Origin of the sequence: Sulfitobacter sp. 1A15299 (assembly GCF_043556915.1) — a bacterium.
GTDB lineage: Bacteria > Pseudomonadota > Alphaproteobacteria > Rhodobacterales > Rhodobacteraceae > Sulfitobacter.
Window position 1 is genome coordinate 35,403 of the sequence record NZ_JBIFFJ010000013.1, and the last position, 23,032, is coordinate 58,434.

The 23,032-nt window shown below is 61.9% G+C and carries 25 protein-coding genes and 1 tRNA gene; 7 read left to right on the plus strand and 19 right to left on the minus strand.

Going from position 1 to position 23,032, the window contains the following annotated elements; translation table 11 throughout:
• Positions 1-11: 11 nt before the first annotated feature.
• From ACGYK7_RS13050 to ACGYK7_RS13075, 6 genes are all read right to left on the minus strand, one after another.
• Positions 12-1,277: an ABC transporter permease gene (locus ACGYK7_RS13050; RefSeq protein WP_394402790.1), complete on the minus strand. Its 1,266-nt coding sequence runs from the start codon at positions 1,275-1,277 to the stop codon at positions 12-14.
• Positions 1,277-2,080 carry a taurine ABC transporter ATP-binding protein gene (locus ACGYK7_RS13055; protein WP_394402751.1) on the minus strand — a complete coding sequence of 268 codons (804 nt, stop codon included), beginning with the start codon at positions 2,078-2,080 and terminating at the stop codon, positions 1,277-1,279. The genes ACGYK7_RS13050 and ACGYK7_RS13055 overlap by 1 nt, the downstream gene beginning before the upstream one ends.
• A gap of 102 nt (positions 2,081-2,182) precedes the next feature.
• Positions 2,183-3,175, minus strand: a complete 993-nt coding sequence (locus tag ACGYK7_RS13060) for an ABC transporter substrate-binding protein (RefSeq protein ID WP_394402752.1) — start codon at positions 3,173-3,175, stop codon at positions 2,183-2,185.
• A gap of 413 nt (positions 3,176-3,588) precedes the next feature.
• The gene (locus tag ACGYK7_RS13065) at positions 3,589-4,365 is read right to left on the minus strand and encodes a MetQ/NlpA family ABC transporter substrate-binding protein (protein ID WP_394402754.1); all 777 of its coding nucleotides are present in this window, start codon (positions 4,363-4,365) and stop codon (positions 3,589-3,591) included.
• A gap of 41 nt (positions 4,366-4,406) precedes the next feature.
• On the minus strand, positions 4,407-5,081 hold the full coding sequence (locus tag ACGYK7_RS13070) for a methionine ABC transporter permease (RefSeq protein WP_067266255.1): 675 nt from the start codon (positions 5,079-5,081) through the stop codon (positions 4,407-4,409).
• Entirely contained in the window at positions 5,071-6,132 is a 1,062-nt protein-coding gene (locus tag ACGYK7_RS13075; RefSeq protein ID WP_394402755.1) for a methionine ABC transporter ATP-binding protein, read from the minus strand. The genes ACGYK7_RS13070 and ACGYK7_RS13075 overlap by 11 nt, the downstream gene beginning before the upstream one ends.
• Before the next feature lie 193 nt (positions 6,133-6,325).
• Between ACGYK7_RS13075 and ACGYK7_RS13080 the strand changes: the two genes are divergently transcribed.
• A complete protein-coding gene (locus tag ACGYK7_RS13080; RefSeq protein ID WP_394402756.1) occupies positions 6,326-7,243 on the plus strand; it encodes an MBL fold metallo-hydrolase in 918 nt (305 codons plus the stop codon).
• 215 nt (positions 7,244-7,458) lie between these two features.
• Here ACGYK7_RS13080 and ACGYK7_RS13085 read toward each other — a convergent pair whose 3' ends face one another.
• The 3 genes from ACGYK7_RS13085 to ACGYK7_RS13095 form a co-directional block, all read right to left on the minus strand.
• Positions 7,459-8,016, minus strand: a complete 558-nt coding sequence (locus ACGYK7_RS13085; RefSeq protein WP_394402757.1) for a hypothetical protein — start codon at positions 8,014-8,016, stop codon at positions 7,459-7,461.
• A 93-nt stretch (positions 8,017-8,109) separates the two neighbouring features.
• Positions 8,110-8,835: an RlmE family RNA methyltransferase gene (locus tag ACGYK7_RS13090; protein ID WP_394402758.1), complete on the minus strand. Its 726-nt coding sequence runs from the start codon at positions 8,833-8,835 to the stop codon at positions 8,110-8,112.
• Positions 8,835-9,953 (minus strand): Ppx/GppA phosphatase family protein, encoded by a 1,119-nt coding sequence (locus ACGYK7_RS13095; protein ID WP_067266266.1) that lies wholly within the window; start codon positions 9,951-9,953, stop codon positions 8,835-8,837. Before ACGYK7_RS13095 ends, ACGYK7_RS13090 begins: the two co-directional genes overlap by 1 nt.
• A gap of 292 nt (positions 9,954-10,245) precedes the next feature.
• Between ACGYK7_RS13095 and ACGYK7_RS13100 the strand changes: the two genes are divergently transcribed.
• Genes ACGYK7_RS13100 through ACGYK7_RS13110 form a run of 3 tightly spaced genes read left to right on the plus strand, consistent with a single transcriptional unit; the run spans position 10,246 to position 12,592 of the window.
• On the plus strand, positions 10,246-10,542 hold the full coding sequence (locus tag ACGYK7_RS13100; RefSeq protein WP_394402759.1) for a virulence factor: 297 nt from the start codon (positions 10,246-10,248) through the stop codon (positions 10,540-10,542).
• 12 nt (positions 10,543-10,554) lie between these two features.
• Positions 10,555-11,502, plus strand: coding sequence for a methylenetetrahydrofolate reductase (locus ACGYK7_RS13105; protein WP_394402761.1), 948 nt, complete (start codon positions 10,555-10,557; stop codon positions 11,500-11,502).
• A gap of 10 nt (positions 11,503-11,512) precedes the next feature.
• Complete coding sequence (locus ACGYK7_RS13110; protein ID WP_394402762.1) at positions 11,513-12,592, plus strand: dihydropteroate synthase; 1,080 nt, start codon at positions 11,513-11,515, stop codon at positions 12,590-12,592.
• A gap of 112 nt (positions 12,593-12,704) precedes the next feature.
• Here the strand turns inward: ACGYK7_RS13110 and ACGYK7_RS13115 are convergent.
• The 10 genes from ACGYK7_RS13115 to ACGYK7_RS13160 form a co-directional block, all read right to left on the minus strand.
• A tRNA-Arg gene (locus ACGYK7_RS13115) sits at positions 12,705-12,781 on the minus strand.
• A 74-nt stretch (positions 12,782-12,855) separates the two neighbouring features.
• Positions 12,856-14,076 carry a cysteine desulfurase gene (locus tag ACGYK7_RS13120; RefSeq protein ID WP_394402763.1) on the minus strand — a complete coding sequence of 407 codons (1,221 nt, stop codon included), beginning with the start codon at positions 14,074-14,076 and terminating at the stop codon, positions 12,856-12,858.
• Between the two features lie 3 nt (positions 14,077-14,079).
• Positions 14,080-14,655 (minus strand): YIP1 family protein, encoded by a 576-nt coding sequence (locus ACGYK7_RS13125; RefSeq protein ID WP_394402764.1) that lies wholly within the window; start codon positions 14,653-14,655, stop codon positions 14,080-14,082.
• A 1-nt stretch (position 14,656) separates the two neighbouring features.
• Positions 14,657-15,139: a YIP1 family protein gene (locus tag ACGYK7_RS13130; RefSeq protein ID WP_394402765.1), complete on the minus strand. Its 483-nt coding sequence runs from the start codon at positions 15,137-15,139 to the stop codon at positions 14,657-14,659.
• Positions 15,139-16,419 carry a Fe-S cluster assembly protein SufD gene (gene sufD, locus ACGYK7_RS13135; protein ID WP_394402766.1) on the minus strand — a complete coding sequence of 427 codons (1,281 nt, stop codon included), beginning with the start codon at positions 16,417-16,419 and terminating at the stop codon, positions 15,139-15,141. Before sufD ends, ACGYK7_RS13130 begins: the two co-directional genes overlap by 1 nt.
• Positions 16,419-17,174 (minus strand): Fe-S cluster assembly ATPase SufC, encoded by a 756-nt coding sequence (gene sufC / locus ACGYK7_RS13140; RefSeq protein WP_394402768.1) that lies wholly within the window; start codon positions 17,172-17,174, stop codon positions 16,419-16,421. The genes sufD and sufC overlap by 1 nt, the downstream gene beginning before the upstream one ends.
• A gap of 81 nt (positions 17,175-17,255) precedes the next feature.
• Positions 17,256-18,062 (minus strand): polysaccharide pyruvyl transferase family protein, encoded by an 807-nt coding sequence (locus tag ACGYK7_RS13145; RefSeq protein ID WP_394402770.1) that lies wholly within the window; start codon positions 18,060-18,062, stop codon positions 17,256-17,258.
• Complete coding sequence (sufB, locus tag ACGYK7_RS13150) at positions 18,062-19,585, minus strand: Fe-S cluster assembly protein SufB (RefSeq protein ID WP_394402791.1); 1,524 nt, start codon at positions 19,583-19,585, stop codon at positions 18,062-18,064. The genes ACGYK7_RS13145 and sufB overlap by 1 nt, the downstream gene beginning before the upstream one ends.
• 35 nt (positions 19,586-19,620) lie before the next feature.
• Entirely contained in the window at positions 19,621-20,721 is a 1,101-nt protein-coding gene (locus ACGYK7_RS13155) for a cysteine desulfurase family protein (protein ID WP_394402771.1), read from the minus strand.
• A gap of 113 nt (positions 20,722-20,834) precedes the next feature.
• Positions 20,835-21,296, minus strand: a complete 462-nt coding sequence (locus ACGYK7_RS13160; protein WP_394402773.1) for an Rrf2 family transcriptional regulator — start codon at positions 21,294-21,296, stop codon at positions 20,835-20,837.
• Positions 21,297-21,468: 172 nt separating this feature from the next.
• Between ACGYK7_RS13160 and ACGYK7_RS13165 the strand changes: the two genes are divergently transcribed.
• From ACGYK7_RS13165 to ACGYK7_RS13175, 3 genes are read left to right on the plus strand one after another with little or no spacing between them, the layout of a single operon-like run.
• Positions 21,469-22,122 carry an alpha/beta hydrolase gene (locus tag ACGYK7_RS13165; RefSeq protein WP_394402774.1) on the plus strand — a complete coding sequence of 218 codons (654 nt, stop codon included), beginning with the start codon at positions 21,469-21,471 and terminating at the stop codon, positions 22,120-22,122.
• Complete coding sequence (locus ACGYK7_RS13170; protein WP_394402775.1) at positions 22,122-22,358, plus strand: hypothetical protein; 237 nt, start codon at positions 22,122-22,124, stop codon at positions 22,356-22,358. Before ACGYK7_RS13165 ends, ACGYK7_RS13170 begins: the two co-directional genes overlap by 1 nt.
• Positions 22,355-22,939 (plus strand): HD family hydrolase, encoded by a 585-nt coding sequence (locus tag ACGYK7_RS13175; RefSeq protein ID WP_394402776.1) that lies wholly within the window; start codon positions 22,355-22,357, stop codon positions 22,937-22,939. The genes ACGYK7_RS13170 and ACGYK7_RS13175 overlap by 4 nt, the downstream gene beginning before the upstream one ends.
• The last annotated feature ends 93 nt before the right edge of the window (positions 22,940-23,032 follow it).

The following is a 23,032-nucleotide window of genomic DNA, read 5'->3' on the forward strand; positions in this document are numbered from 1 at the left end:
GGCGGGCGGGGTTAAGACCGCCCTTTCCAAGGCACCAGCAACCGCTCCGCCTTGCGCATTAGCATGTCGATGCCAAAGCCGATGATGCCGATCAGGATGATCCCCATGAGCACGATATCAGTCAGCTGAAATTTGGAAGCGACCATGATCATCATCCCCGCCCCCTTCTCGGCCGCGACCAGTTCGGCGGCGACCACCGTGCCCCAGCAGACCCCCATCGCGACCCGCGCGCCGGTAAAGATCTCGGGCAATGAGTTCGGCACAATGACATGGCGCATGATCTGCGCCTTGGACGCGCCCAGCGAATAGGCCGCATGGACCTTGGTGATATTCACCCCCGACACGCCCGACCGCGCGGCGATGGCCATGATCCACAGCGCCGCGAGGAACAGCAGGATGATCTTGCCCAGCTCACCGATCCCCGCCCAGATGATCACCAGCGGGATCAGCGCGAGCGGCGGCACCGGGCGCATGAATTCGACAATCGGATCGAACCAGCCGCGAAACCAGCCCGATAGCCCCATGGCATAGCCCAGCGGAATGCCCACCAGCGCTCCGAGGGCGAACCCCACGACCACGCGGAACAGCGAATAGCCCAGATGCTCCCACAGGGTGCTGTCGCGGTAGCCTTGGCTTGAAATTTCAGCAAGGCGCGACACCACGGCTTCGGGAGGCGGTAGCCAGATCGGCTCCATCTGCCAGCCTTTTGCAGGCTCGAAGTTCAGCGTGCCCTTGGGTGACATGCCGACGCGGCCAAACTCGGTCTGGACCTCACCCCCGGGCGCGATCTCTTGCCCGTTCACGGCGATGACCCGGTGCCCGAGATCGCGGCCCTTCTCGTCATTCTTATCAACACGCAACAGCCCCGAGCGCCAAGCGCCGATGGTGAAAGCGTCATTCTTGGCCCAGCCATCGCCCGGGTCGACCTGCGGCGTCTCGGCGTCTTCGCCCACCGGATGCACCAGCACCGTGATCGTGCCGTCATCGCGGGAGCCATCATCGGCCTCAGCGGTATAGGTCAGCTCGGCCAGCCCCTCGAACGGGCCGGGCGCGTGTAAAAATCGAGGCAGCAGGGACGAGCCGGTGAAAGCCCCCCACAGCAAGAAGATCGTCAGGATCGAGATCACGCTGGCGGTGCGGTTCGAGGTTACCGCGCTTTCGTCGCCGAAGGTTACCGTCTTGCGCGCCGCAAAGCCGCTGGCTGTCTGATCGACCACCAGACGAACAAGAAAGAAAGAAAGCGCGAAGATGACGATATAAATCAACAGGATCAGCATCATGCCCCCTCCGTCCGGCCCATGATCTCTTCCTCCATGTCCCAGATCATGCCGAGTATTTCCTCGCGCCTTTCGGCGAATTCCGGGTGTTTCTTGACCTCACGCAGGTCTTGGCCCACGCCCAGATCGGCAAAGGGCAGACGGTATTCGCGGTGAATGCGCCCCGGACGCGGCGCCATGACCAAAAGCCGCTCGCCGAGCAGCAGCGCCTCTTCGACCGAATGGGTGATCAGGATGATGGTCTTGCCGGTCTCTTTCCACAGTTTCAGCACGAGGCTTTGCATCTTTTCGCGGGTCAGCGCGTCCAGCGCGCCCAAGGGTTCGTCCATCAAGATCACATCAGGATCATTCGCCAAACAGCGCGCCAGCGCCACCCGCTGCTGCATCCCGCCCGAGAGCTCATAGATCGCCTTTTCCTTGAAATCGCCCAGCCCGACGATATCGAGCAGATGGTCGACCTCGGCCCCATATTGCTTTTCGCCCTGCCCCTTCATGCGCGGACCAAAGCTCACGTTTTCGCGCACCGACATCCACTCGAACAGTGCGCCCTGTTGAAAGACCATGCCACGCTCGGCATCCGGCCCCGTGACGCTATGGCCGTTCAGGACGATCTCGCCGGAACTCGGGGCAAGGAAACCGGCAACGATGTTGAGCAACGTCGTCTTGCCGCAGCCCGAGGGACCAAGCACCGACATCAACTCCCCCGCCGCGAGGTCAAGCGATACGTCCTCAAGCGCCTGCACATGACTGCCATTGGGCAAATCAAACCGCATCGACAGGTTTTCGATTTTCAATCCCGACATGCCGCCCCGCTGCTTTTTCGTTATCGGCGTGCCCCTGCTGCCCGGCGCCTCGCAATCAGGCACCGGGCTGCGGCGGGGCGGCCTATTTTTATGCCGCTCGGCTTACATATCGCTCGCGGCTTGCAGCGGGCCGGTGTTTACCGCGTCTTCATAGCTGTCGAGTGCGCCGTCGATCGCGCCGGCTTCGACAAAGACATCGGCCACGCCTTTCATGAACTCCTGCGCGCCCCCGCCGAGCCATTTCTCTCCCATCTGCTCATCGACCGACGGGAAGGAGAAGGTGGCGATGGTTTCCATCGTGGCGTCTTCGTCCATGCCCGCGTCCTTGGCGATGACGGGCAGCATCTTGTCGCGGTTGGCCTCATCCGCCCACATCGCATTTGCCTTGGCCGTCACGCTTAGGAAGGCGGCGACCGTGTCGGAGTTCTCGGCCACCCAAGAGGCTGGGCCGGAGGTCACGTCGAAGACCAGAATGCCCAGTTCTTCCTTCTCGGCACCGGTCAACAGAATATTGCCATGTTCCATCATCCGGCGCAGCGACCCGCCCCAGCCGCATGCCATATCGACCGATCCCTGCGCGATGGCCGCGGCCCCATCGGGTGGTGCCATATCCACCACGTCGAGCGATCCAACATCGACACCGAAGTGATTCATTTGCTTAAGAAAACCGTAATGCGCAGCCGTACCGAGCGGCACCGCGACCTTCTTGCCCGTCAATTCCTCGGCAGAGGATTTGTCGATCTCCAGCGCCTCGCGCACGACGCAATTGTCATTCTCGGAATAGCTGACCGCGACATCAAGAATTTGCAGGTCTTGCCCTGCCGAAGTGGCGACCACAAAGGGCGGCACGCCTTGGCTCAGCGACATCTGCACATCCCCCGAGGCCATCGCCGCCGACATGGCGGTGCCGGAATCGAAGCTTACCCAATTCACCGTCGTGCCGAGCGCTTCGTCATACATCCCTTCCGCTTTCGCGTATTGGAACGGCATCGGCCATTCGAGGAAATACCCAACGGTCAGATCCTGCGCGGCGGATTGACTGACCCCCAGCACAAGCAGGCTGGCGGCGGTGCCCATCAGTTTCACGGTCTTCATGATAGTCTCCCTTGGTTTGTTATGGTCGCGTCTTGCAGTCGAACTCCCGTTCACATGGATCGCGACCATCGGCCCAGTCAGAGATCAGGAAGGGCAAGCCCCGGGTCATGTGAAAAAATCCCTCACGATTTCACGATACGGGCGAAATCGAACTTTTCAACAATTTTCTCACGCCGCAGCGCAACATAATTTCAAAGTTAAGAGGTATACGTAAAAATGCATTAAAACGCGTGTTATCTGTGAGACATACGCGGAATTTCTAAACAGAAATTTAATGTTTCTGGCTGACCGTCAGCCTCAACCCAACGATTTGGGGAGTCTTAACCAGCAGGAATGCCCCGGCCCGTGCCTTGGGCGATCTTGACCCGCGCGAACGCGGGTCAAGTCTATCAATACCCCTTTAGAACAAGCGCTTACCAGGAGGTGATTACCGTGCCCTGATAGCTTTCTTCGATAAAGGCTTTGATCTCATCGGAGTGATAGGCCTTGAGCAATGTCTCAACCCATGCCGCTTCCTCGTCGCCTTTGCGGACGGCGATGACGTTCACATAGGGGTTTTCGGCACTTTCCATCGCGATGGAATCTTCCTTGGGGCTGAGGCCCGAAGCAATCGCGTAGTTGGTGTTGATCAAAGCCGCATCCAGATCGGCCAGCGAACGCGGCAGTTGCGCGGCGTCGAGTTCTTTAAAGGACAAGTCTTTGGGGTTTTCGGTAATATCGAGGACGGTCGGCACCAGACCTGCGGCCTCATCGACCTTGATCAGCCCAAGTTCCTGCAGAACCAACAGCGCGCGGCCACCGTTCGTGGGATCGTTCGGAATGCCGAATGTCGCACCGTCTTCGAGGTCGGCAAGATCGGTGATCTTGTCGGAATAGACGCCCATCGGGGTGGTGATCGTGTTGCCGACCACGCTCAGCTCAAAGCCGCGGTCCTTCATCTGCGCTTCGAGGTAAGGCACATGCTGGAAGGAGTTCGCCTGAATGTCGCCATCGGCCAGCGCTTGATTCGGCACCACATAGTCAGAGAATTCGACCACGTCGATTTCGAGCCCCATAGGCTCCGCGATGCGGGCAACTTCTTCCATGATTTCAGCGTGTTCGCCGGGCGAAACGCCGACTTTGATTTCCTCGGCGGCAAGGCCAGTGGCCATCAGCGCCAGAACGGAGGTGAGTGTTGTAAAACGAAGCATATTAGTCTCCTTATTTTGAGAGAGCGGATGGAAGGCGCGGCCTATTGGCCGCCACTTTTGGTGGCCCGTTTGTCCACGGCGCTGGCGATACGCTCGCCGATGGATTGCACAAGCTGCACCAGAACGATGAGGATGATCACGACAATCGCCATGACATCGGGCATAAAGCGCTGATATCCATAGCGGATACCCAGATCCCCCAAACCTTCGCCACCCACTGCGCCGACCATGGCGGAGTAGCCGATGAGGCTCACGATGGCGAGGGTGAGGCCCAGAGTGATGCCGGGCAGCGCCTCGGGCAGCAGCACCTTGCGGATGATTTGCAGCGGTGTCGCCCCCATGGCACGGGCGGCTTCGATCAGCCCGGAATCGACCTCGCGGATGGCGTTTTCCACCAGCCGGGCGATGAAAGGCACCGTGGCGATGGTCAGCGGCACGATTGCCGCCGTGGTGCCGATCGAAGTGCCTGCGATCATGCGGGTGAAGGGAATGATGGCCACGACCAGAATGATGAAGGGCACAGAGCGCGTGGCGTTCACGACCAGCCCCAGCACCTTGTTTACCCATGGGGACGACAGCAGTTCCCCGCGCTGCGATGTGGCCAGAAACAGCCCCAGCGGCAGGCCGAAGAGCGTGCCGAGGATGGCCGAAATCGCCACCATATAAAGCGTTTGACCGGTCGCTTCGATCAATAGGTTAATCAGATTAGCCGACATAGCCCAGCACCTCCGTCAGAAGCCCGTGTTGTTCCAAAAAGGCCCGCGCTTGGGCGGCCTGCGCGACGGGCATCGATACCAGCAGGTTGCCGAAGGGCCGCGTGCCGATCTCTTCCACCGCACCGGCAAGGATATTGACCGGGATGCCCATCTCTTGCGTCAGCCGCGCCAGCATCGGATCGGTGGCATGGGTGCCCGCGAATGTGACGCGGATGACCTCTTCGCCCCCCGCCGCGGGCGGGGTTTGGGTCAGGCGGTCTTTGACGAAGGCCGGCAGGGTGACGCCCGTCACACCCGACAGGAAGGACCGCGTCGTCGCATGTTGCGGCGCGGTAAAGATGTCATAGGTCTCCCCATGCTCGACGATGCGGCCCGCGTCGATCACCGCCACATGGCTCGCGATGTCGCGCACCACGGCCATCTCATGGGTGATCAGCAGAATCGTCAGCCCCAGATCGCGGTTAATGTCCTTCAAAAGCGCCAGAACCGTTTGCGTGGTTTCAGGGTCGAGCGCCGATGTCGCCTCATCCGAGAGCAGCACCTTCGGCCCGGTGGCCAAGGCCCGCGCGATGCCGATACGCTGTTTCTGCCCGCCCGAAAGCTCCGCCGGATAGCGCCCCGCCTGCGCGCTGAGACCCACACGGTCGATCAGGTCCGCCACCCGCGGCTTGATCTGCGCACTCGGCATTCCCGCCACTTCGAGCGGCAGCGCGATATTGCCCGCCACAGTGCGTGAAGACAGCAGGTTAAAGTGTTGAAAAATCATGCCAACATCCCGGCGGATCGCGCGCAGCTTGCCGCCTTTGGCAGTGCCGACATCCTCCCCCCCGACCAGCACCTTGCCGGTCGTCGGACGCTCCAACCCGTTGACCATACGCAGCAAGGTCGACTTGCCCGCCCCCGACCGCCCGATGATCCCGGTGATGGATCCGGGCGCCACATCTAGGGAGATCCCTTCAAGCGCGGTTACGGTCGCACCGCCCGCTTTGGTATAGGCCTTGCCGACCTTGTCAAAGCCGATCGAGGCGCCTTCTGTAGTGATATCAGTCATTTTCCGTCCGGATCGGGCTGGGTTTGGGGTGGTGCCCCCGTAGATAGAACCCCGGCGGGCGATGCAAGGCATGATCGTGCATAGCTGCCTTGTTTCTCGGGCCTATCTCGCGCAGCCGCATTCGGCCCTTGTGCCGCAAACCAATGGGGAAGATTATATTCACGAATCGGAATAAATACTGGGAGGGGAACGGATGAAGATTAACAGACGGATGGTGTTGGCCGGAATGGGGGCTGCCGCTCTCGCCCAAACGCCGCTGCGCGCTTTCGCGATGACCTCGGCCCAGATCGGCGGCTATGAGTTCATCAGCGTGAGCGACGGCAATCTGGTGCTGCCGCGCAGCTTTTTCTTTGAGGGTTTGCCGCAAGACGCGCTGGCGGAGGCTTTGGCGCCCTTCGACCTGCCCCAAGACCAGTTGAAGCCGCCCTGCAACCTGACGCTTTTGCGCAATGATGAGCGTGTGATCCTCTTCGACGCGGGCGCGGGCCCTGCCTTCATGCCCTCCGCCGGGGGTCTGCTCGACAGCCTTGATGCCGCAGGCGTCGCGCCGGAGGCGGTGACCGATGTGGTCTTTACCCATGGCCATCCCGACCACCTGTGGGGCGTGCTGGATGATTTCGACGACCTGGTCTTTCCCAATGCGCGCTACCATATGGGCCAAGTCGAATGGGACTATTGGCGCGATCCGGCGACGGTGGACCGGATTGGTGCGGCCCGCGCCGCCTTTGCCGTGGGGGCCGCGCGGCGGCTGGCCGCGATCGAGGGTCGGGTGAGCCATTTTGCCGATGGGGACGAAGTGCTGCCGGGCATCACGGCGCAGGCGAGTTTCGGCCATACGCCCGGGCATATGTCCTTCCTTTTGGGCACGGGCGATGATGCGTTGTTGATCGGCGGCGATGCCATTGGCAACCACCACCTTGCCTTTGCCCGCCCCGGCTGGGCCAGCGGATCGGACCAAGACCCCGAGCAAGGCGCGAAGACCCGGCAGCGCTTGCTGGATCGGCTGGCGCAGGAGCGGATCTGGCTGATGGGGTTCCACCTGCCGCAAGGCGGATTGGGCCGTGTCGAGCGCAATGGCGAGAGCTATCGCTTTCTGGGGGGCGCGCAATGAAACACTTGATTTGCGCTACCGCTCCTTGTTCGGCTCGCACGCTATGGCCAATGGGGCATTACCGGTAAATACCCCCGGCGCTCTGCGGCACGACAACGCCGGGGCCAAGGGGTTTATCGCTGAAGGATTGTTCGGGGATATTTGACAATCCTAACCCCGCTTTAGGGCGAATGACAGACCGCCCCGCCTGCCGGGACCGCTCTGCAAGGGCGGCCTCAAAAGAAAGCCGCCGCTTCCAGCTCAACCGTGATCACCCCGATGATCGCGCCGTTCGAAGGCTCCGTGATCGGCATGGAAACGCGACTTTGATGCGCTTTCGATGTCTCATCTATGGCCACCTGATCGACCACGAAAATCCCCGAGGGCGGCAAAAAACGGTTGCTGTTCTTGGGCTTGCCGCCCTTGAAATAGACCGAGGCGCTGCCGCTGGTGACAACGGTCAGCCCATAGGCATCCAGCAAAGTCACCTCGGCAATCTGACCCTCGGCGCGGGCGATCTGCGATTTGAGAAAGGCCGCGGCAATCGGCGCTTTCGACTGGGGCACCTCGGCGCCTGGCCCTGTAACTGCCGCCGGTGTGACCGCCAGCGCATTCATTTCGCGGTGCCGCGCGTTCTGCTGTGCGATCGCATCGACGATACGGGCGTCATTGACCCAAGACAGCAAGTCACGGTCGATGTAATCGTTCACGGCCCAAGGCACTTCGGAGGCGGAAACCTTGAGCCCGGAACAGAGGATGAAGATGAGCGATACAAGTGGCAGGTGTCGTAGCATCGGGGAGCCCTCATGAGGTAGGCGGCACAATACCGCGGGAGAGCTACACCCTAATCCTTGACTGGTTTACGCCCCATGAACGGCGATGGCGGGTTAGGCTTCTTCGCCCTTAAACCCTGTGGCCACCACGAATTTTTCCGACGAATCCGGGCGGCTGGCAGGTGGTTTGATATTGGCAACTTTGGCAAAACGGCGCTTGAGCAGCTTTTGCAACTCACCTTCCGCGCCGCCCGCCAGCACCTTGGCCACGAATGTGCCGCCCTCTTCCAGCACATCGAAAGCGAAATAGGCCGCCGCCTCGCAAAGCGCGATGATGCGCAGGTGGTCGGTCTGCTTATGCCCGGATGAGGCCGCGGCCATATCCGACATCACCACATCCGCCTTCCCGCCAAGCCACTCCTTGACCTTGAGGTCGGCGTCATCCTCCATGAAGTCGAGCTGGTGCAACTCGCAACCCGCAATCGGCTCCATCTCTTGCAGGTCGATGCCCAGAATGGTGCCCTGTGCCTTGCCCTTCTTCTCGCCCAATACGTTGCAGCGTTTGACGGCGACCTGACACCAACCGCCCGGTGCGGCACCAAGGTCAACCACCCGCGCGCCGGGGACGAGGAAGCGATATTTATCGTCCAACTCCATGATCTTATAAGCCGCCCGCCCGCGATAGCCCTCGGCCTGCGCGCGTTTGACATAAGGATCGTTCAACTGCCGCTGCAACCAGCGGGTCGAGCTAAGCTTGCGCCCGCGTGCGGATTTCACCTTGACCTTGAGGTCACGCTGACCGCGCCCCGAGGTGTTCTTTCCATCCGGTGTCTTGGCCATTAAAAGACCCCTTCTTCTAATACGCCATCGGCGCTCATCTGTGCATATAGCAGGCCTTCGCGCAGACCGCGATCCGCAACTGACAGCCTGTCGGTCGGCCAGCAGCGCATCAAGGCTTGCAAGATCGCGGCCCCCGACATGATCAGCGCTGCCCGGTCTTGCCCGATGCGCGGATCGGCGCGCCGCCCGCCCGGTCCCATGGCGATATAGGAATGGATCACCTTGTCGATCTGCGCGCTGGTCATGCTGAGGCCGTCGACCTTTGTCCGGTCATAGCGCTTCAGGTTCAGGTGGCTCGCCGCCACGGTGGTCACGGTGCCGGAGGTGCCGACGATCTGGAACCGCTTTTGCGATTGGATCGTCTGATAGGGCGTGAAATCGGTGAGGTTCTCTTCGAAAAACCAGCTCATCAGCGCAAAGCGCGCGGCATCGTCTTCGACGTCTGAGAATTGATCGCGCAGGGTCGCGACCCCCAATGGCACGCTGATCCAATCCACCACCCGTGCGGCGGGGACATCGGATTTCGCCTGATAGAACCCGCCCTGAAGCCGCATGATCGAGCGAGCGCGGTCGGCACGCGGCACCTTGGAGATGTCGATCCAGACCAACTCGGTCGAGCCGCCACCGATATCGACCACCAACAGATTTTCCGTCTTGCGGCTGACCAGCGGCGCGCAGGAAATCACGGCAAGCTGGGCCTCTTCCTCGGGGCGGATGATGTCGAGTTTAAGACCGGTCTCGCGCTGGATACGGCGCATGAATTCCGCCCCGTTCTGCGCACGGCGGCAGGCTTCGGTCGCTACAAGACGCATGTTCTGCACCTTGTTGCGCCGCAACTTTTGCTGACAGATGCGCAATGCCTGAATGGTGCGCGCCATCGAGCCGCGCGAGAGCCGCCCGGTCTTTTCCAAACCGGCACCCAATTGCACCGATTTCGAGAAACTGTCCACCACATGGAAACCGCTGCCCCGAGGCTGGGCGATCAACATGCGGCAGCTATTTGTACCCAGATCTAGGGCCGCATATAGCTCATTAGATCTGGGCGGAACTGGCGCGGGGCTCAGAGCCGGAATGTCTTTGTCGAGCGCACCCGCACCTTTGGGACGCTGTGGCGCCATGGTTACGCGCCTTTCATATCGAGTTGCCCCCAAGGTATTCCCTGCGCCCAGCCGGTGCAAGTGGTCGCGGTGCCTTGGGCCAATTTCCGCGGCGTCCGCGCGCCGTGCTCGCTCCGCCACCCGGACCGCCTCACAATCATCTTGAGAATAATGGGGGCGCCGCCCCCTCGTGATGGCAGGGCCAATGCGCTATCACCTCTCCCAAGTCGCGGATGGGTCGTGTTTCGTCGAAAAACGGCCCTGTCCTGACCGCGACGCTCGTTAGACAGGTTTAAACCGGAGGAATCGTCCCATGCCCGCAGTCACCATCGTTTACTGGCGCGACATTCCCGCTCAGGTGATCGTCGGCAAGGGCCGTCGCGGGTCAAAACGCCCCCTGCCCGAACGCTTTGAACAGGCGATCGACCGCGCGGCGATGAAGGTGGGGGCCGCCGATACCGACGCCTATCTCGCGGAATGGCGCAAGGCAGAGCCTTTTGAGGTTGAGGGTGATTCCGACAGCATCGCTGATGCCGAAGCCGCCCGCATCGACGCGGAATACGACCGCGACCGGATTAAGCAACTGATTGACAACGACGGCTGGGCATAGCCTGCCAGCCCTATGATCAAGGACACGCTCATGGCACTTTTGAACTTCCGCAAAAAGGAAACACCGGCCCCAGAGGCGCCGGTGGCCGAAGTCGAGGCGCTGTTGAAAGATTATTCGATCGAGGTGATGCCCCGCACCGCCGAAAAGGTCGAGGATTTCCGCGCGCTGCTGCCAGAGGGCACCCGTGTCTATATCGCCCATATCGACGGCACCCCGATCGAAGATATGGTCGCCACCGCCGCGCGGCTGAACGCCGATGGCTTCAAGGTCATGCCGCATTTCCCGGCCCGCATCATCAAAGACCGCGCCACGTTGGCCGATTGGATCGCCCGTTATCAGGGCGAGGCCGATGTGCGCCAAGCGCTGCTGCTGGCGGGCGGTGTCACCACCCCGGCGGGGGATTTCAGCGACTCGATGCAGTTGATGGAAACGGGGCTGTTCGACAAGGCGGGCTTTACCCGCCTGCATGTCGCCGGCCACCCCGAAGGCAACCGCGATATCGACGCTGACGGGGGCCGCCTGAATGTCGATGCGGCACTGAAATGGAAGAACGATTTCCAGACCCGCACCGACGCCGAAATGGCCATCGCCACGCAATTTGCCTTTGAGGCGCAGCCGATCATCGAATGGGCCGACAGCCTCAAGGCCGCTGGCATCACCCTGCCCATCCACATCGGCATCGCCGGCCCCGCCAAACTGCAAACGCTGATCAAATTCGCCATCGCCTGCGGCGTCGGCCCCTCGCTCAAGGTGCTGCAAAAGCGGGCGATGGATGTCACCAAGCTGCTGTTGCCCTACGAGCCGACAGATGTGATCAGCGAACTAGCCGCCCACAAAGCGGCGCACCCGGATTTTAACATCACCCATGTGCATCTGTTCCCGCTGGGCGGGATCAAGACCAGCGCCACATGGGTCCAAGAGAATGGCGGCGCCTCTGGGGTGCCCGCCGACGCAGCCTAAAGGAAATTACATGACCAGAACCGTCATCGAATCCAAGACCAAGACCGCCGTCATCGGCTTTGACGAGCCGTTTTGCGTGATCGGAGAGCGGATCAACCCCACGGGCCGCAAGATCCTCAGCCAAGAGCTTGAGCAAGGCGATTTTTCGCGGGTCGCGGCGGATGCCATCGCGCAGGTCGCCGCAGGCGCCAGGGTGCTCGATGTGAACTCGGGCGCGGTCTTCTCCAACAAAATGGCTGAAGACCCGCGCTATGCCGACAACAACTTTGTCGAGCCGATGCTGATGCCGGACCTGATCAAGGTCGTGCAAAACGCCGTCGATGTGCCGATCTGCATCGACAGTTCGGTCCCCGGCGCGCTGCAGGCGGGGCTTGAAGCCTGCGAAGGCCGCCCGCTGCTGAACTCCGTCACCGGAGAGGAAGAGCGGCTGGAGGTCGTGCTGCCACTGGTCAAGAAATATAACGTCCCCGTCGTGGCGATCTCGAATGACGACACAGGGATCTCCGAAGACCCGGATGTGCGCTTTGCCGTGGCGAAAAAGATCGTCGAACGCGCCGCCGATTTCGGCATCCCCGCCCATGACATCGTCGTCGACCCGCTGGTCATGCCCATCGGCGCCATGGCGACGGCGGGGCATCAGGTCTTTACCCTTGTTCGCCGTTTGCGCGAGGAGTTGGGCGTGAATACCACCTGCGGCGCCTCCAACATCTCTTTCGGGCTGCCCAACCGCCATGGCATCAACAATGCCTTCCTCCCCATGGCGATGGGTGCGGGCATGACGAGCGCGATCATGAACCCAGTGGCCGTGCCGCTGAGCGCCACCAAGATCGCCGAGAAACGCGCCGAGATTGCCGCCGCGGGGATCATCCTGCCCGAGGATATGGATGACGAGACCTTTGCGACGCTCTTCAACCTCGGCTCGACCAAACCCCGCCCAGGCAAGGAGATGGAGGCCATCCGCGCCGCCAACTTCCTCTTCGACCGTGACCCTCACGGCAGCGCTTGGATCGAGTTCAACAAAAGCGCGCCCAAAGCAGGGCAAGAAGGCCGTGGCCGCGCAGGCCGTTCCGGCGGTCGCCGCCGCCGCTAAGGTACCGCTTTAGAAATCGGAAAGCCCCGCCAGCATCGCTGTGCGGGGCTTTTTCTCGCGCAGGCGGATGATCGACGCATCGCGCGGCAGCAAATTTAACGATTGGGGAAAATGGCGGACCCTAGAGGATTCGAACCTCTGGCCTCTGCCTTCGGAGGGCAGCGCTCTATCCAGCTGAGCTAAGGGTCCACTGAGGGGCGGTATAGCCAGAGCGCGCCGCCCCTGCAATGGGAAATCCGGGGGCAAGGGCGGCGAAATTCACCTTAGGCGAAAAGATCATGCGCCAATTCGAGGGCGTCGACCAATGCGTCGACCTCGGCCCGGGTGTTATACATGCCAAAGGACGCCCGGCAGGTGGCCGACAGCCCGAGGTGGTTCATCAGAGGCCCCGCGCAGTGATGGCCCGCGCGCACCGCCACGCCCTTCTTGTCAAGCACGGTCGAAATGTCATGCGCATGGGCGGCGCCCTCCAGCGTGAAGCTAAAGATCGCCGCTTTGTCCGGGGTCGTGCCTTGCAGATTGAGCCAATTCAAACCGCCGAGCCGGGAGACCGCGTAGTCGCGCAGATCGTCCTCATGGGCGGCGATATTCTCCATCCCGAGGTCCATCATGAACTCCAGCGCCACGCCCAAGCCGATGGTGCCCACGATCCCGGGGGTGCCGGCTTCGAACATCATCGGCGGGTCGTTGTAGCTCACCGCGTCCTTGCTGACTTCGCGGATCATGTCACCGCCGCCGAGGAAGGGGCGCATTTCGGCCATGCGCTCGGACTTGATATAGATCGCACCGGAGCCGGAGGGGCCATAGAGTTTATGCCCGGTAACGGCGTAGAAATCACAGCCGAGATCGCGGACGTCGACCGGCATATGCACCGCCGCCTGAGAGCCGTCGACCAAGACCGGGACGCCCTTCTCATGGGCGGCTTCGGTGATCGTTTTTATATCAACTTTGGTTCCCAAGACGTTGGAAAGGTGGGATATTGCAACCAGTTTTGTCTTCGGCCCAATGGCGTCGATCACCGCCTGAGGGTCAAGCGCGCCGGTCGCGTCCACATCGACCCATTTCAGCACCACGCCCTGACGTTCGCGCAGGAAATGCCATGGCACGATATTGGCGTGATGCTCCATCACCGAAAGGACAATCTCATCGCCCGCTTGCATTCGGGGCATAGCCCAACCATAGGCCACGGTGTTGATGCCCATGGTGGCGCCGGTGTTGAGCACGATCTCATCTTCCGACCCGGCGTTGAGAAAGCGCGCCACGGTCCCGCGCACGCTTTCGTATTTGTCGGTCGCAAGATTAGAAAGGTAGTGCAAGCCCCTGTGAACGTTTGAATATTCATGCGCATAGGCTTGAGTGATCGCGTCGATCACCACCTGCGGCTTCTGGGCAGAAGCGCCATTGTCGAGGTAGACCAGCGGCTTGCCGTTCACCTCGCGGCCAAGGATCGGAAACTGCGCCCGGACGGCTTCAACGTCGAACATGACTTAAACTCCCTGGGCGGTTAGCCCGATCAAAGACAGCAGAAGGCCAAGCCCCAGCAAGACCCCAAGCGCGGCCCCCGCGAGCACCGCAGCGGCGTGGAACAGCCCCGGCAGATGCAAGAGTTCGGCCACGAAATTCAGCAGGATCCAAAGACCCCAAAAGGTAACGACAAATGAGGCCAGCAGCGCCACCGGCGGCAGGGCCAAGGTCAGCAGCAGGATACCCAATTGCGCACAAAGGCGAAGCGCCTGCAGCCACACCACGGCAGCTAAAAGCGGGGTTACCGCGCCCTGCCCGCCCAGTGCCCGGCCAACCCAAGTCAGCGCATGCACATAGAGCACCATCAACCCGGCCAGCAGCGCGAAAAGCACCAGCGGCGACTGGAAATAGCTCGGCAGCGCCATGGCGGGCGGCGCGATCACGAAGGTGGCCGAGATAACCAGCGCGTTCAGCGCGGCGACCAAAGCAAGAGACGTCCAGATGACATCATTGCCTAAGGGCAACTCCGCAATCTGGCGCGCCGCCACGCGGGGACTGCGCAGAGTGGTCTGCGCAAGCTGGATCAGGGCGCTGCTCATTTCAGCCCCGCTGCGCGGCGACAAGGCCCGCAATCCAGAACCAAAAGAACACGGCCAACCAGATCCCCCCGACGATCTGCGCCTGAACGCCCGGCCCGATAAACCCAAGCGCGAGGCCCAGCAACAAAAGGATCGGCGCAGAGGCAAGAAGCGACCAGACCAGGGTCAGCCGCACCGCATAACCGCTGAGCCGTTGCCCCGCGAGACGGCTGATGCCCCAAACCATCGCGGCCAAGCCATAAAGTAGGAAGGGCATCACGAAGATCCAGAAAAACGCGCTCCAATACTGGCGCACCGCGAGCGGCCCGTCCGGATCAAGATGCGCCGCGCGGGCTTGATACGGCGACAGGGCCACGAAGATCAGCAGCCCCGCCATCAGCGCGAACATGAGCACGCGCACCTCGTTGCGGCCCTGCGCAAGCAGCCCCGACATCACTTTGCCGGGGCCGCGGTAGGTTGCCACGATATCGCTGGTAACAGCCATCAGGCGCTACGACGCTCCAACCACGAGCTGAGGCGCCCGGTGATTTCCTCGCGCAGGCCCTCGGCCTCGATCTCCTCGACCGCTTCGGCAAGGAAGGCCAGCGTCAGAAGGTCGGTCGCTTCGGCGTGCGAGACACCGCGGGCGCGGAGGTAGAACAGCGCCTCCTCGTCGATCGCGCCCGAGGTGGAGCCATGCGAACAGGCCACGTCGTCGGCGTAGATCTCAAGCTCCGGCTTGGCGAGGAACTGGCTGTCGCCGTCCAGAAGAAGCGACTGGCTGATCTGGTAGCCATCGGTCTTCTGCGCGCCTTCCTTGACGAGGATCTTACCCTGGAACACGCCGGTCGCGCCATTGCGCAGCACCTTCTTGAAGACCTGACGGCTTTCGCAGTTCACCGCGTCATGGGTGATGAAGACCGTGTCATCGTGATGGAAGTCCCCATCGCCGACGCAGGCGCCCGCGACATGAGCCGAAGCATCGTCACCGGTCAATTCGATCACGCATTCGTTGCGCGTGAGCGCACCGTTGACGGTGACGGTGAAGCTCTTGAACAGCGACTCGGTCCCGAGACGGGTGAAGACATGGGTCGCGGCGCGGCGCTCGTGGTCGCGGCCCTGGGCGCGGACATGGTGGAAGCGCGCGGTGTCGGCGACCTCGACCTCCATCACGGTGTTGAAGCGCGCAGCGGCGGGGCCGTTTTCCAGAAGCGTCACCTCGGCGCCTTTGTCGAGCTTCACCACATGGTGCAACATCGCGTCAGAAGTCTCTGATTTATGGGTATAAACCAGATTGATCGGTTTGCTTGGCGTGCCAGTGACATGGATCAAGACACCATCGGTCGCGAAAGCGGTGTTCAGCGCGGCGAGCGGGCGCTGCACTGGGGTCTGGCCGTTCTTCTCCAACGTGCCGTAAAGGTCGCGCGCCCAGTGCAGGTCGCTGTCCGCAGTCGCCAGACGCTCGATGCTGACACCTTCCAGCGTGAGATCATCCGAGGCCTCCGCGTCGAAGACACCATCGACAAATAGGATGCGCAGACGGTCGGTGCCATCGAAGAGCGGCGCGTCGCCATGATCGAAGATCGCGGCGGGCTGCGCTTCGGGCTGGGTCAGCGTGTCGGGGCGGGTGAACTTCCAATATTCATCCCGGCGCTGCGGCAGGCCCATGGCGCGAAGCCGCGCCAGCGCGTCTTCCCGCGCCGGCAGTGCCCAGCCACCCTGCGGCAGGCTGTGACGTGCGATCATCGCCTCGGTCGGCGTTTCTTTCAGCTGTGCTTCGGCCATTATGCCACCTCGGCGAGGATGTCTGCGTAGCCGTTGTTCTCGACTTCGAGCGCCAGCTCGGGGCCACCGGTCTTGATGATGCGGCCATCATGCATGATGTGCACGACGTCGGGTTTGATGTGGTCCAGAAGACGCTGGTAGTGGGTGATGACGAGGAAACCACGGCCCTCGGTGCGCAGGGCGTTCACGCCTTCGGCCACCAGTTTCATCGCATCGACATCAAGGCCCGAGTCGGTCTCGTCGAGGATGCACATCTTGGGCTCGAGCATCGCCATCTGCAGGATTTCATTGCGCTTTTTCTCACCGCCGGAGAAGCCCATGTTGACGGGGCGCTTCAGCATTTCGGCGTCGATCTTGAGGTCTTTCGCCTTGGCGCGGATTTCCTTGAGGAAGTCGGCGGCCGAGATTTCCTCTTCACCGCGCGCCTTGCGCTGTGCGTTCACCGCGGTGCGCAGGAAGGTCATGTTGCCGACGCCGGGGATTTCCACCGGGTATTGGAAGGCAAGGAAGAGGCCCGCCGCGGCGCGCTCTTCCGGCTCGAGTTCTAGGATGTCCTCGCCCTCAAGCGTGGCGGAGCCGTCGGTGACCTCGTAGCCGTCCTTGCCCGAGAGCACGTAGCTCAGCGTGGACTTGCCCGAGCCGTTCGGCCCCATGATCGCGTGCACCTTACCGGCTTCGACTTCCAGATCGACGCCCTTGAGGATCTGCTTGTCCTCTTCTTCCAGTTTCACGTGCAGGTTCTTGATGCTCAGCATTTGGGTCTCCTTCTGGCGCGCCTTGCGCCGCATTCGTTTATTTCAGTTCTACGTCAGGGGTTTGCCCCTGTGTGTTAAAGTTCATGCCGCCCCCTGACGGGCGCAGAGCGCGGCGGGAAAACTGTCTTTCAGCGCGGCGCGGCAGGCATCGATGCCGTCCTGATAGGCGAGCGGCGCATCGGGCTTCGGCGCCTTGGGCACATCGGCCAAGGCAATCGGCGCGCGCATGTCGCGGCCTACAGAAGCGGCGTAGTCGTGAAACTTGAGCCGCCCCTGCCCCTCGGGCGCCACCCATGTGCTGGCCACGCCGTAAGCATCCGCAGTGATCAGCCCATGCAGTGACGAGGCAAAGACATGGGCACAGGCCCCGATGGCGGCGCAGACATGCTCCACCGGATCACGCGGGTCGATCAACACATAGGCGCTGTCCGAAGCCACGAGATCCAGCAGTTCCGGGTCGTCCGCCAGCGTGTGATGCGGCACGATGCCGATCTTGTCGCCGCGCGGTGCGTCGCTCGGCAGCACCTCGTTCACCAAAAGCCCCGGATCACCGAAAACGTCTGTCTCCACCCCCAGAAGCGCCGCCGTCACCGGCCCGCGCAGCAGGGCGATCTCGATGTTCTTGAGGAACGCACGCCCGCCGGCAGGACGCAGCAGACCGCTGCCCCAGATCACCGGTTTCGCGCCCGCTCGCGGGCTGTCGAAGTTGCGCCGCACGACCTGCAACAGCGAGCCAAGGCCGAAGACCTCGGCCTCATCCACCGACGCATGTTCCACCCGCCGCCCCGAGACATGGCTCAGGACCAGCGGGCTCAGCGCATCGCCGAAATTCGGCTGCGCCTTCCACCAATGCAGGCGGAGGGGGGTATGCGCCGCATCAAAGCTCATCAGCCGACGGAGCCTTCCAGCGAGATCGCCACCAGCGCCTGCGCTTCCATGGCGAACTCCATCGGCAGCGCCTGCAGCACGTCCTTGCAGAAGCCGTTCACGACCAGCGCCACGGCCTCTTCCTCGTCCATGCCACGCGAGCGGCAGTAGAACATCTGGTCGTCGTCCACTTTGGAGGTCGTCGCCTCATGCTCCACCCGGCTCGAGTTGTTCTTCACCTCGATGTAAGGCACCGTATGCGCCCCGCATTCCGAGCCGATCAACAGGCTATCGCACTGGGTGTAATTGCGCGATTCCCTGGCCTTGGGGTGCATCGAGACAAGGCCGCGGTAGGTGTTCTGCGCCTTGCCCGCCGAGATGCCCTTGGACACGATCCGCGACTTCGTGCGCTTGCCAAGGTGCACCATCTTGGTGCCGGTATCGGCCTGCTGCATGTTGTTGGCGATGGCGATGGAGTAGAACTCGCCCTGGCTGTCATCGCCGCGCAGGATGCAGGAGGGGTATTTCCAGGTCACGGCGGAGCCGGTCTCGACCTGCGTCCACATCACCTTGGCACGGTCGCCGCGGCAGTCGGCACGCTTGGTCACGAAGTTGTAGATCCCGCCCTTGCCGTTCTCGTCGCCCGGATACCAGTTCTGGACGGTGGAGTATTTCACTTCCGCGTCCTCTTCGATGATGATCTCGACCACGGCGGCATGCAACTGGCTCTCATCGCGCTGCGGGGCTGTGCAGCCTTCAAGGTAGCTCACGTAGGAGCCCTTGTCGGCGATGATCAGCGTCCGCTCGAACTGGCCGGTGTTCTCGGCGTTAATGCGGAAATAGGTCGAGAGTTCCATCGGACAGCGCACGCCCGGCGGCACGTAGACGAAGGAGCCGTCGGAGAAGACGGCAGAGTTCAGCGTGGCGTAGAAGTTGTCCGACACCGGCACGACCGAGCCGAGGTATTTCTTCACCAGATCGGGATATTCGCGGATCGCCTCGGAGATCGAGCAAAAAATCACGCCCGCCTTCTTCAACTCTTCCTGAAAAGTGGTGCCGACGGAGACGGAATCGAATACCGCGTCGACGGCCACCTTGCGGCCTTCGGCGGGCGCCTCCTCGGCGCCTTCGACACCGGCAAGGATCATCTGCTCTTTCAGCGGGATGCCGAGCTTTTCATAGGTCGCCAGCAGCTTGGGGTCGACCTCGTCGAGCGACTTGGGTTTTTGCGCCATGCTCTTGGGACGGGCATAATAATACTGCTCCTGAAAGTCGATTTCAGGATAGTCGACCATGGCCCAATCGGGTTCTTCCTTGGTGAGCCAGCGGTTATAGGCTTCCAGCCGCCATTCGGTCATCCACTCGGGCTCACCGTTCTTTTCCGAGATCAACTTCACGATCTCCGGCGTCAGCCCCTTGGGGGCATATTCCATCTCGATATCGGTGGACCAACCGTATTTGTACTTGCCGCCGACTTCGCGCACGGCATCCACGGTTTCCTGATCAACGCCTTCCTTGACGCCATCATTCTCTTTCAGGGTCATATTTTCCAAGGTCAAGTTCCTTTCCGTGGCGGCGCTCAGGCGGCCCGCGTTTCGTGCTTTTTCAATTTGGCGGTCCAGCTCGTGGCGAACCGCAGGATATCTTCCCGGGTGGTGTCAAGGCCCAGCGACACCCGGATCGCGCTGGCGGCCTGTGTTTCATCAAAGCCCATGGCGCGCAATACGGCACTGGCGCGCACCTTGCCGCTGGAACAGGCCGACCCCGCCGAAATGGCAAAACCGGCAAGGTCCATCTGCATCACTTGGGTCTCGCCCTTCCAGCCGGGCGTGACGATACAAGAGGTGTTGGGCAGGCGTTGAGCGCCTTTTCCTACAAAAATAGTCAGACTTGCAGCATCCGCAAGGGTCGCTTCCAGCAAATCACGCTGTGCCGCCACCTCTTCCCAACGCCCCGCCGCCAGATCCGCCGCCGCCGCCTCAGCCGCCGCGCCAAAACCTGCAATGGCGGGGATATTCTCGGTCCCCGAGCGGCGGCCCATCTCTTGCCCGCCGCCCCGCAAAAGCGCATGTTCAGCCAGATCAATGCCGCGTTTGACGACCAATGCGCCGATCCCCTTCGGCCCGCCCAGCTTATGCGCCGAGACAAGGATAAAATCCGCGCCCGAGGTCGCCATCTTGAACCGGGTCTTGCCAAGCGCCTGTACCGCATCGACCAGCACATAGGGCGTGCGCTCCATCGCCCAAGATTGCTGCGCCAAAGGCATGGTCTGCTGCAACACACCCGTCTCGCTGTTCGCGGCCTGTAAGGCCACGACATCGGCCCCCGCGGCGGCGGTCAGGTCACCGTCCCAAACACCCTGTGCGTCGACACCCAAACGCGCCGCCTGCCCCCAAGACAGAACCGCGTCATGTTCCACCGCAGAGGTCACAACCCGCGCGCCCATCGCAGCCGCAAGCGCCGCCGCCTCGGTCGCCCCGGAGGTAAAAATCACATCGACCGGATCACAGCCCACAAGCCCCGCCACCTGCGCCCGCGCGCGCTCGACCACAGCCTTGGCCGCACGGCCCTCGGCATGGACCGAGGACGGGTTGCCGGGCAGGTCCATCGCCGCGATCATCGCTGCGCGCGCCTCCGCCCGCAGCGGCGTGGTCGCGTTATGATCAAGGTAGACCCGCATCCTTCATCCTTTTCCAAATACCGCGGGGGTCCGGGGGCAGGGCCCCCGAAATCCCACATCGCCGCCCGCGCGGACCACAGCGGCCAAAGCGCGCCCGCTGCTCAAAACCACCTTCAAGACTCATCCACCACGGCAAAGAGGGTCGGCACCGCCGGACAGGGGGCAAGCTCATTCTCAACCACATCCGACAGGCGCGTCTGGTGCAGGAAAACATAGACATGGGCGCTCAGCCCCTGCCAAAGCCGGTTGGTCAGCGATTGCGCCCGGCTGCCCGACAGACCGCCCGAGGCGCCCGCCCCCTTGTGCATCGCATCCACCGTCTCATCCACCGCCGCCAGCACATCGACCACGCGAATATCCGCTGCCGGACGCGCCAAACGATACCCGCCGCCCGGACCCCGGACAGAGGTGACCAACTCAGCCCGGCGCAGCTTGACGAACAACTGCTCCAGATAGGGCAACGACACCGACTGCCGCTCGGCAATGTCACCCAGCGACACCAAGGTGTCTTCGGGTTGCAGGGCAATATCGGCCAAAGCGACCATTGCGTAGCGCCCTTTGGTAGATAGCTTCATCGTCTCACCCTCACCCGCCGCGCCATTTGATTGACGTGGGCGGCTTAAATGCCTAAGTCCAAAGACTGATCCACGCGACATTGCGCGGAACCAGATTAGAACCGTTCTAAGGTGGCCTAGCGAATTCGTCAACTATTCGCAGCGATCTTTGAACCCCCAGACAGGGATACCCATGCCCGAGGTTATTTTTCCCGGACCCGAAGGCCGCCTCGAAGGCCGCTACCACCCCCAAAAAGAACGTGACGCCCCGATTGCCATCGTGCTGCATCCGCATCCGCAGTTCGGCGGGACGATGAATCACAAGGTTGTCTATAACCTGCACTATGCGTTCTACAACATGGGTTTCACCGTGTTGCGCTTCAACTTCCGTGGCGTGGGCCGCAGCCAGGGCGAATACGATCAGGGCATCGGCGAATTGTCTGATGCGGCTTCGGCGCTCGATTATCTGCAATCGATGAACAACAATTCCAAACACTGCTGGGTTGCGGGTTTCTCCTTTGGCGCATGGATCGGCATGCAACTGCTGATGCGCCGGCCCGAGATCACGGGCTTCATCTCGGTCTCGCCGCCCGCGAATATGTACGACTTTTCCTTCCTCGCGCCCTGCCCGGCCTCGGGTCTAGTGATCAATGGCTCTGCCGACCGCGTGGCGCCGCCTGCGGATACCACGAACCTCGTCAGCAAGCTGCACGAGCAAAAGGGCATTACGATCACCCATCAGGAGATCGAAGGCGCCGGGCACTTCTTTGAAGAGCCGCATATGGACACGCTGATCACCTCGACCAGCGACTATGTGAAACGCCGCCTGACGGAATCCACGCGCTGATGGCGGAGGCGGTCGTCACCCAACTGGCCAATAAATTGGCCGAGGAATGTCTCGCCGTTCAGGCCGAAACAGGTGAAGACCGATTGTTCATGGAAGTCGGCGAGGTGCTGGGCGCCTCGTCGCAAACGCTGGAAGAAGCCTTTCTCACCGCCGTTCGCACCCGGATGGCCAATGACAAGGCCCGCGCCTTTCTGGCGCGCAAGCTGCGCGACCATCGCGGCAAGGGCGGCGCATGACCGCGCGGCTGGATCAGCAGATCGCCTTTCTGAACGAGGCCGACAAGCTGAAGACCGTGCTGCGCGGCACCACGCTTTGTGATGCCAGCCGTGCGGAAAACTCTGCTGAACATTCCTGGCATCTGACGCTCTATGCGCTGGTGCTGGCCGATCAAGCCGCGCCTGAGGTCGACATCAACCGCGTCATTAAGATGCTGATCCTGCACGATCTTGTCGAGATTGACGCGGGCGACAATCCGATCTTTGGCGACTACGACGCCGCCGAGATGGAAGCGCAGGAACAGATCGCCGCCGACCGCATCTTTGGCCTATTGCCCGACGATCTGCGGGACGAGCTGCGCAGCATCTGGGAAGAGTTCGAGGCCGCCGAAAGCCCCACGGCGCGCTTTGCCAAATCGCTTGATCGGTTTCAGCCGCCGATGCAGAACCTGGCCTCTGGTGGCGGCAGCTGGACCGATTACAACGTCTCGGAGGCGCAGATCGAAGAGAAGGTCGGCCGCAAGATCGCCATCGGTGCCCCTGCACTCTGGTCCTATGCCCGCGCCCGCATCAGCAGCTTTTTCGCCGGGGTCGGCGCCTGACGGCAGCCTTCGGCATACCATGGTATACGATCTTTCTCTTTGGCCCCGAATAGGCTAAAGCACGGCCAAACGCACCCTGAAACAAAGGAATTC